The sequence below is a fragment of the Mesorhizobium sp. M7A.F.Ca.CA.004.06.1.1 genome (assembly GCF_003999135.1).
Taxonomy (GTDB): Bacteria; Pseudomonadota; Alphaproteobacteria; order Rhizobiales; family Rhizobiaceae; genus Mesorhizobium.
In genome coordinates this window covers 1-2,530 of record NZ_RZPQ01000819.1, presented here as the reverse complement: position 1 = coordinate 2,530, position 2,530 = coordinate 1, and the positions used below count along the sequence as shown (strand labels likewise).

The 2,530-nt window shown below is 64.2% G+C and carries 4 protein-coding genes; 2 read left to right on the top strand and 2 right to left on the bottom strand.

Annotated features, from left to right (window positions below; genetic code table 11):
- Together panB and panC are read left to right on the top strand one after the other, a co-directional pair.
- On the top strand, positions 1-747 hold a 747-nt coding region (gene panB / locus EN906_RS30605; RefSeq protein WP_127375628.1), incomplete at its 5' end, for a 3-methyl-2-oxobutanoate hydroxymethyltransferase.
- On the top strand, positions 744-1,595 hold the full coding sequence (panC, locus tag EN906_RS30600; protein ID WP_127272406.1) for a pantoate--beta-alanine ligase: 852 nt from the start codon (positions 744-746) through the stop codon (positions 1,593-1,595). The genes panB and panC, both read left to right, overlap by 4 nt.
- A 100-nt stretch (positions 1,596-1,695) precedes the next feature.
- On the opposite strand, the gene EN906_RS30595 is transcribed toward panC, so the two are convergent.
- Together EN906_RS30595 and EN906_RS30590 are read right to left on the bottom strand one after the other, a co-directional pair.
- The gene (locus EN906_RS30595) at positions 1,696-2,040 is read right to left on the bottom strand and encodes an antibiotic resistance protein VanZ (RefSeq protein ID WP_023812139.1); all 345 of its coding nucleotides are present in this window, start codon (positions 2,038-2,040) and stop codon (positions 1,696-1,698) included.
- An 83-nt stretch (positions 2,041-2,123) separates the two neighbouring features.
- Positions 2,124-2,530 (bottom strand): GNAT family N-acetyltransferase (locus EN906_RS30590; RefSeq protein WP_164777484.1); only part of this gene is annotated, 407 nt, incomplete at its 5' end.

Here is a 2,530-nt window from a genome sequence, read left to right as displayed (position 1 = left end):
ACCTATCCCATCGCCCGTCTGCTCGATCGCCATGTTGACCTGCTTCTGGTCGGCGACAGTGTCGCCATGGTCCTGCATGGCCACAAGACGACGCTGGGCGCCTCGCTGGAGATGATGATCGCACATGGGCAGGCCGTGATGCGCGGCTCGGCCAGGGCCTGCGTCGTCGTCGACCTGCCGGCCGGCACCTATGAGGCAACGGCAGCGCAAGCCGTCAACTCGGCGCGGCGGGTCGTCGACGAAACCGGCTGCCAGGCGGTGAAGCTCGAAGGCGGCCTCGACATGATCAGCCAGATCGAGGCCATCGTCGCCGCCGGCATTCCGGTGATGGGACATATCGGCCTGCAGCCGCAATCGGTCGAGAAGGACGGCGGCTACAAGATCAAGGGCCGCACCGAGGAGGCTGTTGCGGCATTGCTTCGCGATGCGCTCGCCGTCGAGAATGCCGGCGCTTTCTCGGTGGTCATCGAAGGCACGGTCGAGAGGGTCGCCGCCGATATCAGCCGCCGCCTCGCCATTCCGACCATCGGCATCGGTGCCAGCGGTGAATGCGACGGCCAGATCCTGGTCATCGACGACATGGTCGGGCTGACCGTCGATCGCGTGCCGAAATTCGTCAAGGAATACGCCGACCTGCGCAGCGTGATCTCGCATGCGGCGGAAACCTATGCAGCCGAGGTGCGGGGCCGGACATTCCCCGGCCCCGGCCATGTCTTTTCGGCGGCAAACAGCAGGGACGACACATGAGCCAACCCGTCGTCGTCGACAGCGTAGCCGCACTTCGCGCGCAAATCCGGGACTGGCGGCGCGACGGCCTTCGTGTCGCCATGGTGCCGACCATGGGCGCTTTGCATGACGGGCACATCTCGCTGGTCAGGATCGCGCTCCAAAAAGCCGAGCGCTGCGTCGTGTCGATCTTCGTCAACCCGACGCAGTTCGCGCCGAGCGAAGACCTCGACAAGTACCCGCGCCAACTCGCCCGCGACCTCGAGCAGTTGGGCGCGGCAAAGGCCGACCTTGCCTTCACACCGACGGTTGGCGAGATGTATCCCGCGGGCTTCGCCACGAAAATCTCGGTCGGCGGCCCCTCCGGCGGGCTCGAATCGGACTTTCGGCCGACCTTTTTCGACGGCGTCGCCACCGTGGTGGCAAAGCTCCTCCTGCAGGCAACGCCCGACTGTGCGGTCTTCGGCGAGAAGGACTACCAGCAGCTTTGTGTGGTGAGGCAGCTCTGCCGCGACCTCGACCTGCCTGTCGAGATCATCGGCGCACCGACGATACGCGACGCGCATGGTCTCGCCATGTCGTCACGCAACGCCTATCTCGATGAGGCCGAACTGAAGATCGCCCGCCAACTCAACGTCATATTGCGCAATACGGCTGCGGCCCTGGCGGCAGGCGCCGGCCAGAGCGACGCAACCGAAGAGGCCAGCCGCGCCCTCATCGCCGCCGGCTTTCAAAAGGTCGACTATGTCGAGGTACGCCAAAGCCTGACGCTTGCGCCATGGCGCCGAAACCGCGAAGGGCGTCTTCTCGCGGCAGCATGGCTCGGCAAGACCAGACTGATCGACAATGTGGAGGTTCCCGCTGTCTAGCGCGAAGGCTCGATCCTTCGGCCAGACAGACACGGGCCGACCACAGTCGATGGTCCCGTACTCTTTGGGGTCGACGTATCGCGGCGGATTGCTGCCGCGCCTAGCTCTCGCTCTTTTGTCCGCCGGCCCTGACGATCAGGTGTCCCGCCACGATCCCAACCACCCCGGCAAGGGCTTTCACCAATGCATCGATGAGGCGTGCATGGCGACCGGGATCAATGAGCTGAAGCAGTTCCAGCATGCCGGCGGTCACAGCCACGAAGATCACGACCTGGTACAGTCGGTTGGGGAAGCCGATCGCCAGGGCGAAGCCCAACAGGACATAAGCCAAGGCACGCTCGACATTCGCTTCAGCGAGGTGCGGCCGCATCTGGATCGGCGACAAGGTCGCGAAAATGATGATGGCGAGCAGCGCCAGCGCTGTAATGCGGGACAGTTTGGTCATGCCCTTGCATATCCGTCGTGAGCCGGCACAGCAAACGCCGCGATGACGCATGGCCAGGTCGCTCTATTCATCCCGGTGGCAATCTATCCGAGCGACTTCTCGAAACTCAGCGTCGTCGGTCTTGAGGTATCGCGGGACTCCTCCGCGGCACTGACAGGCAAAAACCCCTTCGACCGGTAGAAAGCAATGGCGCCGCCATTGGCCTCCTCGACCTCGACGCGCAGCGTTCGCGCTTCCGGGAAACTGGCCTCGACCTCGTCGAGCAGTGCTTGCCCGATCCCGCGCCTTTGGCAGTCCGGATGGACGTAGAGCTGGTTCAGCAGGATGATTTTCGCATCGGCGGTGGCGGCGGCGAAAGCCATGCCGCCGATCCGCTTGCCATCATCGGCCACCAGGAATTCCGAATTCGGCTGCGTCAGCCGCGAGCGGAGCGAAGCGACCGAGTGCCATTCGTCGGTGATCTCGGTGACTTTGGCAGCGCCATAAATGG